The sequence below is a fragment of the Mycobacterium sp. genome, assembly GCF_049683355.1.
In the GTDB taxonomy this organism is placed as follows: domain Bacteria; phylum Actinomycetota; class Actinomycetes; order Mycobacteriales; family Mycobacteriaceae; genus Mycobacterium.
In genome coordinates this window covers 12,439-24,605 of record NZ_JBAUJB010000139.1, presented here as the reverse complement: position 1 = coordinate 24,605, position 12,167 = coordinate 12,439, and the positions used below count along the sequence as shown (strand labels likewise).

The following is a 12,167-nucleotide window of genomic DNA, read 5'->3' as shown; positions in this document are numbered from 1 at the left end:
TTCCCTGCCGGGGACGGCTGCGCTGGAGCACGCGGCCGTTGCGACCGTGACTCCACGTGGGGGAAACCTCCTGGATTGCCAGGTGTGCGGTTGTTGTACGAGCCTATCAGCTCGCCTGGGATGTGCAGGGGGTTCATCGGTTAGCTGACAACCGTCTGCCGGGGGCCGGAGCGGACCCGTTTCGGCCGGCCCGCGGCGGTGACGAAGCTGACGCTGGACGTGCCGACCCTCGCTGTGCGCGCCCAGCGAGCGGGAAAACGTGAGGGAATTCCCTGATTTGCCGACGCGTCGGCACGCCTACGGTTTACGCCGTGTGGACTGAGGAATGCGGGTACTACCTGGCGGAATGGTATCGGCCCGAGGTCACCGCACACGACCTCGACGCGTTCGTGGCCAGCTTGACCCGAGGTGCTGTCGCTAGCCGCGCCGGTTCAGGCCCGGCGACGACGTTGATGGCGGTACTGGCCGCTCCCGCCGACGAGGTGCTCTACGGGCTGTTCGCCGCGGCGTCGCCGGACTCGGTGATCGCGGCGTGCGCACACGTCGGCACGCCCGTCGAGCGGCTCACCAGCGGGGTCGGTGCGCGCATCGTGGCAGACGGGTGCGGTGACGGCCGAGCCGGCTGAGCAACGGTCAGATCTCGAACAGCTGAATCCCGGCCCACAGCCCCAGCACGGCGGCGACGATCACCGCCGGCGTCGTGCACAGGCCGATCCGACTGAACTCGCCGAAACCGACCTCCAGATCGCGCCGCACCACGGACCGCCACAACAGGTTGGCCAGCGAGCCGACATAGGTCAGGTTCGGCCCGATGTTCACCCCGATCAGCACCGCGAGCACTGCGGGTGCGCCGGCCACGGTCACCAGTGGCAGCAGCACCAGCACGGCCGGCAGGTTGTTGACGACGTTGGACAGCACGGCGGCCACCGCGGCGATCGCGAGCAGCGACAGAAGATCGGTGCCATCGGGAATCACCTGGCGCATGGCCGATTCCATCCCGCTGTTCATCACTGCGTCGACCACGACGCCCAGGCACAGCACAAATGCCAGGAACGGCACATCAGCGGCGGCGGCAATCCGCATGATGGAGGTCCGCCTCCGACGGAGACCGCGGACACCCAGCACCACTGCCCCGACAAGCGCGGCCCAGGCGGGGGAGAAGCCGGCCAGGGAGGTCACCGCGAAGCCGACCAGCGTCAGCCCCAGGACGACGAGGGCGAAGACGGGTACCTCGATCGGCTCGCTGACGGTGTCCCGTCGGGGTTTCACGGCCAGCTCCTTGCCGAAAAGCCAACGCAGCAGGACGAACTCCACGGCAATCGCGGCCAGCCAGGGCAACGTCATCACCGCGGCGAAGTGCAGAAAACTCAGTCCCGCCGCGCTGAACGCAAGCAGGTTGGTCAGATTGGACACGGGTAGCAGCAGCGACGCACTGTTGGCCAGGTGTGCGGTCGCATACGCGTGCGGTCGCGCCGAGACGCTCAAGGTGCGCGCGGTGGCGAGGACGACCGGGGTCAGCAGCACCACGGTGGCATCCAGGCTGAGGATCGCGGTGACGGCGGCCGCGATGGCGAAAACCGCTGCCAGCAACCGGTTCTGGCTGCCCGACGTGGTACGGGACATCACCGCGCCGGCGGCCTGGAAGAGCCCCTCGTCGCACAGCCGTGCCAGTACGAGCACTGCTGCCAGGAAGCCCACCACCGGTAGCAGCCTTCCCACTTCGGCCACCGCGTCGTGCCAGGAGATCGCGTCGACACCCAGCACCAACGCGGCGGCGAGAATCGCGACGACGGCCTCGGGCCAGCGGTGTGGCCGGACGAGCGCGAACCCGAGCACGGCGATGAGCGCGGTCAGCGCCAGCGTCAACTCCACGGATCGGCGCGTCGCCACAGCACGGGCAGGTGCAATTCCACGCCGTCGTCGATGGCCAGCCGGCTCAGGATCCGCATCGACACATCCAGGTCGTCCGCGGCATAGGGCAACGCGCGCAACGGTTCGTCGAGGGGCCGGAAGAAGTCGTCCCAGTGGATCAGCACCACCCGGCGTGCTCCGACGGTACGCACGGTCTGCGTCCAGTACTCGGTGAGGTAACTCTGCGGCTGCAGCCCCAACTGGCCGACGCCCAGGTAGGCCACCTCGGCCCGCTGATCGGACAGCGCGCCCGGAAGAAATCCGGCGCTGCCGACGACCAACAGCCGCCGGCCGGTGGGCCGGTGGTGCACGAGCATCGACCACGCCTCGCCGCACCGGTAGGCGGAGGCCTTCACCGGGGGGACGATCGGGGCGGTGATCACGCCAGGGAATCGGTCGGGGGGACAGTGGTCACCTTCGATCAGGGTGATGTCGTAGTTGCCGGCGGTGATCGGGTCGCCGGATGTGACGGTACGGACGTCGTCGAGTCCCCCGCCGCGCCCGATCTGGGCGGCCGAGGCGCCACCGATCAGACCTGCGCCGGTCAGGCCGGCGACCACGGCCGAATCCATCGCGTGGTCATAGTGGGTGTGCACCGGAACCAACCCGTCGAGGCGGCTGACCCCGAGTTGGGAGAGTCCGGCGTGGATTCGCTCATGTGACGGCGCCAGCTTTCGGGTGGCGACGGTGAGAAGGCCGGGCCGGGAGAAGAAACCGTCGGTCATGAGCGCGGAGCTGCCGTCGTCGATGTGCAGTGTCGTGACACCGCCCCAGGCGACCGTGAGCGGGCTCGCCGGCGACGCGGCAGGCACGTCGAAGTGAGCGGAGTAGGAGTTCAGGTCGGGCCGGCCGAACTTCAGGCGCACCACGCCACCCTAGTGGGCGCACCCCCGTCCGCTAGCTGAACGGCTCCAGACGCACGCCGTCGGCAGCGAGTCGATCCCGCACCGCACAGGCGATCGCCACGGCTCCCGGGGAGTCACCGTGCACGCAGATGGATTCGACGGAGATTTGGACGGTCGACCCGTCGACTGCGGTCACTCGTCCTGCCGAGACCATCGACATCACCCGCTCGGCGATCTCATCGGGGTCGCTCAAGACCGCATCGCGCTCACGCCGCGAGACCAGCCGGCCGTCCGGTCGGTAGGCGCGGTCGGCGAACGCCTCGGCAACAGTGCGAAGACCCACCCGCTGCGCCTCGGCGAAGAGCGCTGACCCGGTCAGCCCCAGCACCGCGAGCTCCGGGTCCACCGCGTGTACCGCCTCGACCACGGCGCGCGCCTGATCACGGTGCTCGACGATCGAGTTGTACAGCGCACCATGAGGTTTGACGTAGCTCAACTCGGTTCCCGCGACACGGGCAAGGGCCTGCAGCGCGCCGATCTGGTAGATGACGTCGGCGGTCAGGTCGTCAGGTGGCACGTCGATGAACCGCCGCCCGAAACCTTCGAGGTCTCGGTAGCTAACCTGTGCTCCGATGCGCACGCCCCGCTCAGCGGCGGCCCGGCAGGTGCGCGCCAGGGTGGCAGCGTCGCCGGCGTGGAAACCGCACGCGATGTTGGCGCTGGTGACCAGGTCGAGCATGGCGTCGTCGTCACCGAGGGTCCACACCCCGAAGCTCTCGCCGAGGTCGGCATTGAGGTCGACGGATACGCCAGGCATGTTGTCAAGACTAGTGCTTGCGCCTTTCGTCGAGGTCGATGCGGTGACACGGTGAGGTCCATCCAGGTGACCGAGCCGTGGTCAGAACCCGACGACTGGCAGCAACCCGGCCCGGCTGTGTTCACCCGCGAGAACGCCGTCTACGTCAGCGACCCGGCTGCCAAGCAGATTCACCTGGTCGACCTGCAGGCGGCCGGGGTGACCACCTCGGCGGCGCTCGAGCAGACTCCCAACGAGCTCAGTGGGGCCGTCGGACACGATCACTGACAGCCGCCGATCCACGAGCGATTGTGCGAGATGTACTGGAAACGGTTATCGTTACCGGGTGATCTCCTCGTTGTCCCCGAAACTGCGCCTGCTCACGGCCTCACTCATGCTGGCTGCGCCCTTCGCGCTGTCAGCCTGCGGAACCAGCGAAGAGCCCGCCGAATCGGGTGAGACCACCACAGCGGCGGGCGGTGAGTGCCCGGCAACGCCCGTCGACGTCGTGGTCAGCGTCGACCAGTGGGGCGACGTCGTCTCGCAGCTCGGTGGAGCGTGCGCGAACATCACGACGGTGCTGGCCGGCTCGTCGGTGGATCCTCACGATTACGAGCCCGCACCTTCCGATGCAGCGCTCTTCGATGGAGCCCAGCTCGTCGTGATCAACGGCGGTCACTACGACGAGTGGGCGGCCAAGTTGGCTGCCACGTCCGCACCCGACGCGCCGGTCATCAATGCCGTCGAACTCAGCGGTGCGCACGAGGGCGAGGCCGGCCACGACCACGAAGGCGAAGCCGGGGACGACCACGCGGGTGAAGCCAACCCGCACGTTTGGTACAACCCGTCGGCGGTGGCCGAAGTCGCCGAAGCGGTGACCGCAGAACTCGGCAAGCTGGCGCCTGACGCCGACGCCTACTTCCAGGAGCGTCACACGGCTTTCGAGAACGTGATGACCCCGTACAACGACACCATCGCCGCGATCAAGGCCGGTTCTGCCGGAAAGAGCTTCGCGGCCACCGAGAGCGTCTTCGACGACATGGGCGCGGCCCTGGGGCTACAGAACCGGACACCCGAGGGCTATCAGCTGGCGTCTTCGAACGAGGCCGAGCCGGCTCCCGCCGACCTCGACGCGTTCCTGCGGCTTCTCGGTGATCGTGGGGTCGACGTGCTGATCTACAACACCCAGACCGAAGGATCGGTGCCCGAGCAGATCCGGGCAGCGGCCGAGCAGGCGGGAGTTCCGGTGGTCGAGGTCACCGAGACGGTGCCGCCCAACACCGAGTCCTTCCAGACCTGGCAGGTCGCCCAACTGGACTCCCTCGCAGAGGCGCTCGGTGTCCCTGTATGAGTCCGGAGCCGAACCCGCGCTGACGTTCGACGACGTGAGCGTGGTTCGTGGTGGGCGGACGATATGGTCGGACTCGACGCTGCAGGTCGATGTCGGCCGCTTCGTCGCCGTCATCGGGTCGAACGGTGCCGGTAAGACGACGCTGCTCAAAGTGATCCTCGGGCTGGTCCCCGTCGCCGAGGGAACGGTGCGGGTCTACGGCGAGCGACCCGGTGTGCTGAACAACGAGATCGGCTACGTTCCACAGCATTACGATGCCAACGCGAGTGAAGCGATACGTGGCAGGGATGCGGTGCTGCTCGGGTTGACGGGGCGGCATTGGGGATTCGCCCGGCCCAGCGCCGCCGATCGCCAGCGGGTCGACGAGGCGTTGGGTTGGGTCGATGCCACCGACCTCGCGGATCGCCGACTCTCGGAACTCTCCGGCGGTCAGCGCCAGCGGATCGCCTTGGCCGGCGCGCTGGTCGCGCGCCCGAGGATGCTGATCCTCGACGAGCCGCTGGCGTCACTGGATTTGCGCAATCAGCACGAGATCGTGGTGCTCCTGGGCCGTCTCAAGCGCGAACTGGGGGTGACCGTCCTCGTGGTGGCACACGACCTGAATCCGCTGCTGACGATCCTGGACAGCGCGATCTACCTGTTGGACGGCCACGCGCACCACGCCGCCATCGACCAGGTGGTCGATGGTGAGCTCCTCACCCACATGTACGGCACGCCGATCAAGGTCGCGCATACCCTGCAGGGGGATCTCTACATGCGGAGTGTGTGATGACGCAGACCATCGTGGCGATGGGCTATCAGGACAACTGGGTACAGATTCTGGGCTCGTCCTTCATGCGCAACGCATGGCTGGGCGGCACCATCGTGGCGCTGGCGGCAGGGCTGATGGGCTACTTCATCGTCGTGCGCAACTCGTCGTTCGCCGCGCACGCGCTGGCGCACATCGGTCTGCCGGGGGCCACCGGCGCCGTGCTGCTCGGCTTGCCCGCAGCGGTCGGGCTGGGAGTGTTCTGCGTCGGCGGTGCGCTGGTGATCGGTGCTCTGGGGAAGCGAGCCACCGACCGCGACGCCGCCACCGGTACCGTGCTCGCCTTCGCGACCGGTCTGGGGCTGTTCTTCAATTCGTTGGCCACCCGCAACTCGTCGACCTTGACGAACGTGTTGTTCGGAAATCTGCTGGCGATCACCACCGACCAGTTGTTGGGATTCCTCGGGCTCCTGATGGTGTTGGCCGCAAGCATCGCCTTCATCTACCGGCCGCTGTTGTTCACATCGGTCAACAGCCAGGTCGCCGAGGCCAAAGGTGTTCCGGTACGCGGATTGTCGATCACCTTCATGGTGCTGCTGGGAATCACGATCACGATGGCGGTCCAAGCGGTGGGCACGTTGCTGCTGTTCGCCCTCGTCGTCACACCCGCCGCCACGGCGCTGATCGTGACGGCCCGCCCGATTCGTGCGATGGCGGTGTCGGCGGCCATCGGGTTGGTCTCGGTGTGGCTGGGCCTGACCGCGTCGGCGATGTTCAACCTGCCGCCGAGCTTTGTGATCGTGACGATCGCGTGTGGCATCTGGCTCGTGGTCTGGGCGGGCAGCCGGGTGCCGCGCCGGAGGGCGCGGTCCGCTGCACAATCCCGCGTGTCCACTAACGTCAACGTGCATGTCCAGGAGTCCGGCGCCGCGGCGGCGCGCGACCCTGGCCTCCCTGGCCGCTGAGCTCAAGGTCTCGCGCACCACCGTCTCCAATGCCTACAACCGGCCCGATCAGTTGTCGGCCGAGTTGCGCGAGCGGGTGTTGTCCACCGCCAAGCGGCTCGGCTATCCGGGTCCGGATCCGGTGGCACGGTCGCTGCGCACCCGCAGGGCCGGCGCGGTGGGGCTGGTGATCACCGAGCCGCTGAACTACTCGTTCAGCGACCCGGCGGCGCTGGATTTTGTTGCGGGCCTGGCCGAATCCTGCGAGGCGGTCGGCCAGGGCCTGCTACTGGTCGCGGTCGGCCCGAACCGTAGCGTCGCCGAGGGCTCGGCGGCGGTGTTGTCCGCCGGGGTCGACGGCTTCGTCGTGTACTCGGCCTCCGACGACGACCCCTATGTGCCCGCGGTGCTGCAGCGACAGCTGCCCGTCGTCGTGGTCGACCAGCCCAAGGACGTCCCCGGCGCCTCCCAGGTGGGCATCGACGACCGCGCCGGGATGCGCGGACTGGCCGAACATGTCATCGAGCTCGGCCACCGCGAGATCGGACTGCTGACGATGCGGTTGGGCCGCGACTGGCCCCACGGCGGACCGGGTCCGGCGCCGGCCGATCCCGAGCGGGTTCAGACGCCGCATTTCCACGTCCAGAGCGAACGCATCCGGGGCGTCTTCGACGCGATGTCCGCGGCCGGGCTGGATCCGGAGTCGTTGACAGTGGTCGAGAGCTATGAGCACCTGACCACCTCGGGTGGCGCCGGCGCCGAGGTCGCGCTGGAGGCCAACCCGCGGATCACGGCGCTGATCTGCACGGCCGACGTGCTTGCTTTGTCCGCGATGGATCACCTGCGCGCCCGCGGGATCTACGTGCCCGGCCAGATGACGGTCACCGGTTTCGACGGGGTACCCGACGCGCTGCAACGCGGCCTGACGACCGTCGTGCAGCCCGGCGTCGAAAAGGGACGCCGCGCAGGTGAGCTGCTGCACAACCCGCCCAGGTCTGGGCTGCCCGTCATCGAGGTGCTGGAGACCCAGTTGGTCCGTGGCCGGACGTCAGGTCCGCCTGCGTAGCGCCCGCACCACGTCGTTATGGGTGTGTTGACCGTCCAGACCGGCGGGTTCGTCGCGCGGCCGTCGTCTTTCGACATGGACGTCCCAGTCGTCGCCGAGCAACTCGACGACGTCGTCGTGACTGAGATAGTCGGCTGGGTCGAAGCCATAGGATTTGGCCTTTGCCACATCGACATCGGCGTGGTGCACGACCAGTAGCGTGCCGCCGGGCGCCATGGCCGCCAACAGCGCCCTCTGGGCGTCGCTCCCCGGCGAATGCCGCAGGGCTGGATAGTGCGCTGTCACCAAGTCGAAACCGGCATCGGTGAGCTCGGCGTCCTCGAGACGGGCGCACATCCACTCCACACGGACACCGGCCTGTCGACCCCTGGCTCGAGCGCGTTCCAGCGCCACTCGGGACAGTTCCAGCGCTGTCACCTCCCAGCCCTGGCCGGCGAGCCAGACGGCGTCGGCGCCTACGCCGCAGCCGATTTCGAGTGCACGTCCTGGCGCGAGCTCGCGCGCCACGTCCATCAACACGGCACTGGGAGCGCCGTCGGGAATCTCTGCCGCGAGTGAGGTGTACCGCTCATCCCATTCGGTCGCAAGGGCGTTCGCGGAGCCCGGAGAATCTGTCATGCAGACAAGATTGGACCGAACTCGTCAGAACGCCAAGGGGGATTGCTGATCTGACAAACGACGCCGGGTGTCGACCAGCTGCCGCAGCGCCGTCGCGACGTCCTCGGGTGAGCCGATGCGGAACCGGGCCAACGTCTCTCCCGGCCCGACCTTCACCCCGACGTCGGCGTCGCGGAGCCGCCGGAACGCCTTCTCGTCGGTGACGTCGTCGCCGAAGAACACCACAGCCGTCGCCTCATACTGCTCGCGCAGGATGTCGATCGCCTCGCCTTTGTCGGTGGAGATCACGGCGAACTCCAGCACCGCTTTGCCCGCGGTCGCGTGCGCCTCCCAGCTCTCGGACGCCGCGCGCGCCTCACGCAGCGCGTCGTCGCCGTCGGATTCGGAGGCGTTGCGGACGTGCAGCGCGACGCTGGCCGGCTTCGTCTCGACCGTCACGCCGGGTCTGCCCGACGCGATCGAGGTCAACGCGTCGGTGATCTGCTGTAACAGGTCCTGGTCGATGTCGTGGGAGAACCCCGAGTCGAACTCCGCGCCGTGGCTGCCGACCAGTTGCACCGTCGGCGGCATCGACGACAACGTCCGCAGGTCGCGAAGCGCCCTTCCGGAGATCAGCGCGGCGGCGGTCGCGGGCAGTTCGGCGAGTTCGATGAGGGCCTGGCCGGCGTGCGGGAGCGGCCGCGCGTCAGACGGATTGTTGACGATCGGCGACAGGGTCCCGTCGAAGTCGGAGGTGACCAGCAGCCGCACAGCCGACGCCGCTTCGTCGAGGGCGGTCGTCACGTCGGGCGGGAGGTCGCTCACCCGCTAGATCTTAGGCTGGTCGCCGTCCCCGATGAGCAGCCGCACGGCGAGGTCCAGTCGCTTGCTGACGTCGGTGGCCGACGCTCGCCGCGTCAGCCAGGCCAGCAGGTTGGACAGCCACACGTCCGAGATCACCCGGGCGATGTGGTACTGGTCCTCGGTAGGCTCACCGTCGCTCATGGCACGCGCGAACATCGAGTCCATGAGCTTGCCGACGTGGTCGACCTCGCCGGCTGCGGAGGCGTCGGCGAAGACGAATGCCCGCGTCATGGCCTCGGTGAGCAGCGGGTTGCGCTGCATGGCCCGGTTGAGCTTGCCGACCATGATGTTCAGCCGCTGGTAGGCGGTGACGCCCGCGGACAGCGCCGCCCGGTCGGTCTTGGCGTCGATACGCTCGAACTCCCGGCCCAGCGCGGACACCAGCAGATGGACCTTCGACGGGAAGTACCGGTACAGGGTTCCGACGGCGACGTCAGCGCGTTCGGCCACGGCCCGCATCTGGACGGCTTCGTAGCCACCCTTGGACGCGATCGCCAAGGTGGCGTCCAGAATGCGCTTGCGGCGCTCGCGCTGTGCTTCGGATCCCAGCTCGGACTCCGCCAGCACCGCCACGTTCAGGACCTGGCGCGGTCGGGAGTCGAATCCGGCGGCACGCCCAGGGGTCGGCGAGGCGCCGGCTGACAACTCAGACGTCCCAGACATGCGACGAGCGTCTCCTTCGTGATGCGGTCTCGCGGAAAACGATACGCATACCGGCCCCCAACTTCTCACCTCAGTGCCATGTAGACGCCGTCCTGCCTGCTGCGATGGCGGTCGACTTGACGGTCGAACGCTGGCACTATTAGAACACGTTCTAGTGGGAAGCACCGTCTTCTCCCCCCAAACGCTTAGGAGTCCCGGTGTCGGCTGGATCTTTGAAGAACTCGACGACCAGCTCCGATGAGCAGTCGGACGCCCGCGAGCTGGTGCGCAGCTGGGCGGCAGGATCGGCCGTCGTGGGCGCCGCGCGGGACGTCGAACAAGGTGATCCGGGGGCGTGGCGGGCACCCTACGGCGCCCTGGCGCAGTTGGGGATCTTCGGGGTGGCGCTGCCGGAGGAGCACGGCGGCGCCGACGGCACGGTCGCGGACCTCTGCGCGATGGTCGACGAGGCGGCCGCAGCCATGGTGCCCGGCCCGGTGGCCACCACCGCGCTGGCCACGCTGGTCCTGGACGGCGCGCACGCCGGTCTGCTCGAGGCCATGGCCTGCGGTGAGCGCACCGCCGGGGTGGCGTTGACAGCAGAGCTGTCCTACGCCGACGGGCGGGTCTCGGGAACGGCGCCGCATGTGCTCGGTGCCGGCGAGGACGCCGCCGGCGGGGTGCTGCTGCTGCCCGCGGGTGAGCGCTGGCTACTCGTCGACGCCGCGGCCGACGGGGTGACGGTGGAGCCGCTGAAAGCCACCGACTTCTCCCGGCCGCTGGCGCGGGTGCTGCTCGACGACGCGGTTGCCGAGGAGCTCGAGGTGTCCGGGCAGCGAGTCGTCGATCTGGCGGCGACGGTGCTGGCAGCCGAGGCGGCGGGTCTGGCCCGGTGGCTGCTGGAGACCGCGACCGACTACGCCAAGGTGCGGGAGCAGTTCGGCAAGCCGATCGGAAGCTTCCAGGCGATCAAGCATATGTGCGCCGAGATGCTGCTGCGCTCCGAGCAGGCGTCGGTGGCCGCCGCCGACGCGGCGCGCGCTGCCGGTGAAAACGACGGTGCCGGTGAAAACGACGGTGCCGGTGAAAACGACGAGCAACTCTCCATTGCGGCTGCCTTGGCGGCCTCGGTCGGCATCGAGGCCGCCAAGGCCAACGCCAAGGATTGCATCCAGGTACTGGGCGGCATCGGGATCACCTGGGAGCACGATGCGCACCTGTATCTACGGCGCGCCTACGGCATCGCCCAGTTCCTGGGTGGACGGTCGCGCTGGCTCCGGCGGGTGGCGGCGTTGACCCAGCAGGGGGTGCGCCGGGAACTGCACATCGACCTGGCGTCGGTGGCCGACCTGCGGCCCGAGATCGCGTCGGCGGTAGCCGAAGTCGCGGCAGTCACCGAGGAGAAACGACAGGTCGTGCTGGCCGAGACCGGTCTGCTCGCCCCCCACTGGCCGCGACCCTACGGGCGGGCGGCGGGTCCTGCCGAGCAGTTGCTGATCGACCAGGAGTTGGCGGCAGCCGGAATCGTCCGGCCCGACCTGGTGATCGGCTGGTGGGCGGTGCCGACGATTCTCGAACACGGCAGCCCCGAGCAGATCGAGCAGTTCGTTCCCGCGACGTTGCGCGGAGACCTGCAGTGGTGCCAGCTGTTCAGTGAGCCAGGTGCGGGATCGGATTTGGCGGCACTGCGGACCAAAGCCGTCCGCGCTGATTCCGGCTGGAAGCTCACCGGCCAGAAGGTGTGGACCTCTGCTGCGCAGACCGCGCACTGGGGCGTCTGCCTGGCCCGCACCAACCCCGATGCTCCCAAGCACAAGGGCATCACCTATTTCCTGATCGACATGAAGTCGCCGGGCATCGTGATCCGGCCACTGCGTGAGATCACCGGCGACGAGCTGTTCAACGAGGTGTTCTTCGACGACGTTTTCGTGCCCGACGAGATGGTGGTCGGCGAGGTCGACAACGGCTGGCGGTTGGCGCGCACCACGCTGGCCAACGAGCGCGTCGCGATGGCCCAGGGCACCGCGTTGGGGAACCCGATGGAAGAGCTGCTGCGGGTCGTCCGGGAAGATCCAGCGCTCGAAGCCGATGGTGCGCAACAGGATCGGCTCGGTGCGTTGATCGTCACCGCACAGATGGGGTCGTTGCTCGACCAGCGCATCGCGCAGCTCGCCGTAGGTGGTGGAGATCCTGGGCCGCAGGCCAGTGCACGCAAGCTCATCGGTGTGCGGTACCGCCAGGCGCTCGCCGAGTTCCGGATGGACCTGGCCGACGGGGCCGGTGCGGTGGAGAACAGCCAGGTGCGCGACTTCCTCAACACCCGCTGCCTGACCATCGCAGGCGGCACCGAACAGATCCTGCTGACGATGGCGGGGGAGCGGTTGCTGGGCCTGCCGCGCTGAC

The 12,167-nt window shown here is 68.4% G+C and carries 13 protein-coding genes; 7 read left to right on the top strand and 6 right to left on the bottom strand.

What is annotated here, in order from left to right; all coding sequences use genetic code 11:
- Positions 1 to 311 precede the first annotated feature (311 nt).
- On the top strand, positions 312 to 626 hold the full coding sequence (locus WA944_RS08835; protein WP_526610921.1) for a hypothetical protein: 315 nt from the start codon (positions 312 to 314) through the stop codon (positions 624 to 626).
- Between the two features lie 7 nt (positions 627 to 633).
- On the opposite strand, the gene WA944_RS08830 is transcribed toward WA944_RS08835, so the two are convergent.
- From WA944_RS08830 to WA944_RS08820, 3 genes are read right to left on the bottom strand one after another with little or no spacing between them, the layout of a single operon-like run.
- Complete coding sequence (locus WA944_RS08830) at positions 634 to 1,872, bottom strand: SLC13 family permease (protein WP_526368835.1); 1,239 nt, start codon at positions 1,870 to 1,872, stop codon at positions 634 to 636.
- On the bottom strand, positions 1,863 to 2,777 hold the full coding sequence (locus WA944_RS08825; protein ID WP_526646745.1) for an MBL fold metallo-hydrolase: 915 nt from the start codon (positions 2,775 to 2,777) through the stop codon (positions 1,863 to 1,865). Before WA944_RS08825 ends, WA944_RS08830 begins: the two co-directional genes overlap by 10 nt.
- A 31-nt stretch (positions 2,778 to 2,808) precedes the next feature.
- Positions 2,809 to 3,573 carry a LamB/YcsF family protein gene (locus WA944_RS08820; RefSeq protein WP_526368831.1) on the bottom strand — a complete coding sequence of 255 codons (765 nt, stop codon included), beginning with the start codon at positions 3,571 to 3,573 and terminating at the stop codon, positions 2,809 to 2,811.
- A 51-nt stretch (positions 3,574 to 3,624) separates the two neighbouring features.
- On the opposite strand from WA944_RS08820, the gene WA944_RS08815 reads away from it, so the two are divergent.
- The 5 genes from WA944_RS08815 (at position 3,625) to WA944_RS08795 (ending at position 7,661) form a co-directional block, all read left to right on the top strand.
- Positions 3,625 to 3,840: a hypothetical protein gene (locus tag WA944_RS08815; protein WP_526368829.1), complete on the top strand. Its 216-nt coding sequence runs from the start codon at positions 3,625 to 3,627 to the stop codon at positions 3,838 to 3,840.
- Positions 3,841 to 3,946: 106 nt separating this feature from the next.
- The gene (locus WA944_RS08810) at positions 3,947 to 4,903 is read left to right on the top strand and encodes a metal ABC transporter solute-binding protein, Zn/Mn family (RefSeq protein ID WP_526368870.1); all 957 of its coding nucleotides are present in this window, start codon (positions 3,947 to 3,949) and stop codon (positions 4,901 to 4,903) included.
- The gene (locus WA944_RS08805) at positions 4,890 to 5,672 is read left to right on the top strand and encodes a metal ABC transporter ATP-binding protein (protein ID WP_526368827.1); all 783 of its coding nucleotides are present in this window, start codon (positions 4,890 to 4,892) and stop codon (positions 5,670 to 5,672) included. Before WA944_RS08810 ends, WA944_RS08805 begins: the two co-directional genes overlap by 14 nt.
- Positions 5,672 to 6,616 carry a metal ABC transporter permease gene (locus WA944_RS08800; RefSeq protein ID WP_526646743.1) on the top strand — a complete coding sequence of 315 codons (945 nt, stop codon included), beginning with the start codon at positions 5,672 to 5,674 and terminating at the stop codon, positions 6,614 to 6,616. Before WA944_RS08805 ends, WA944_RS08800 begins: the two co-directional genes overlap by 1 nt.
- Positions 6,561 to 7,661 carry an Rv3575c family transcriptional regulator gene (locus tag WA944_RS08795; RefSeq protein WP_526610917.1) on the top strand — a complete coding sequence of 367 codons (1,101 nt, stop codon included), beginning with the start codon at positions 6,561 to 6,563 and terminating at the stop codon, positions 7,659 to 7,661. The genes WA944_RS08800 and WA944_RS08795 overlap by 56 nt, the downstream gene beginning before the upstream one ends.
- Here the strand turns inward: WA944_RS08795 and WA944_RS08790 are convergent.
- From WA944_RS08790 to kstR, 3 genes are read right to left on the bottom strand one after another with little or no spacing between them, the layout of a single operon-like run.
- Entirely contained in the window at positions 7,644 to 8,279 is a 636-nt protein-coding gene (locus WA944_RS08790) for a class I SAM-dependent methyltransferase (RefSeq protein ID WP_526368821.1), read from the bottom strand. The genes WA944_RS08795 and WA944_RS08790 overlap by 18 nt on opposite strands.
- Before the next feature lie 24 nt (positions 8,280 to 8,303).
- Positions 8,304 to 9,083, bottom strand: a complete 780-nt coding sequence (otsB, locus tag WA944_RS08785) for a trehalose-phosphatase (RefSeq protein WP_526368819.1) — start codon at positions 9,081 to 9,083, stop codon at positions 8,304 to 8,306.
- Positions 9,084 to 9,086: 3 nt separating this feature from the next.
- Positions 9,087 to 9,695: a cholesterol catabolism transcriptional regulator KstR gene (gene kstR / locus WA944_RS08780; protein ID WP_526368868.1), complete on the bottom strand. Its 609-nt coding sequence runs from the start codon at positions 9,693 to 9,695 to the stop codon at positions 9,087 to 9,089.
- A 287-nt stretch (positions 9,696 to 9,982) separates the two neighbouring features.
- On the opposite strand from kstR, the gene WA944_RS08775 reads away from it, so the two are divergent.
- The gene (locus WA944_RS08775; RefSeq protein ID WP_526610915.1) at positions 9,983 to 12,166 is read left to right on the top strand and encodes an acyl-CoA dehydrogenase family protein; all 2,184 of its coding nucleotides are present in this window, start codon (positions 9,983 to 9,985) and stop codon (positions 12,164 to 12,166) included.
- Position 12,167 lies beyond the last annotated feature (1 nt).